At 38.7% G+C, this 573-nt stretch carries 1 pseudogene; it reads right to left on the bottom strand.

Annotated features, from left to right (window positions below):
* A pseudogene (locus RV00_RS16535) lies at nt 1-573 on the bottom strand (phage baseplate upper protein); the annotation flags it as partial.

Below are 573 nucleotides of genomic sequence, written 5' to 3'. Positions count from 1 at the left end.
TGGTGTCATCGTTTTAGTCGTATCAGTTCCTGCTTCAGCTTCTTCTTGAGTAGCAAGATTTTCTCTGTGATTGGCCGCGATCATCGATTCAATATGATTGTTCGCTGATATGCTTAATGTAAATTCTACTGAAACATAGTTAACCTTGATTGTTGATGGCGTAACTCCATCACAGCTTTCTGCATAGATGATATTGTGGTAAAAACCATCTTCATCGATATACGCAAGAATGGATGCTGTCCCGATCGTATTCGAGATCTTAGTATCTGTTGCATTGGTATGCGGCGTTCTATACTGCCATGTGCCATCTGTCCTTCTCCAGCTCGATAAGTTCAGTTTGTATCCGCCTGGACCAGACCCAAAACCGATACAATTTCCAGATAGTGTTAGCAACCTTTTTCTCAATAATTCAATTTGACTCGCTTTATCCATAGCACCATTATCAAAAAAGAACTTTTCTCCAAGATTTTTTTTGGCAATGGTGAGAATATCCCATGAAATAAGCAATTGACTAGGTTTATTAGCTTCACTTCTTGTGAGAGTAAATATTCTCGTATCAACAGCTGAAATTTC

The sequence above is a fragment of the Enterococcus devriesei genome (assembly GCF_001885905.1).
GTDB classification, from domain to species: domain Bacteria; phylum Bacillota; class Bacilli; order Lactobacillales; family Enterococcaceae; genus Enterococcus_A; species Enterococcus_A devriesei.
This window is presented reverse-complemented; position numbering and strand designations above follow the sequence as displayed.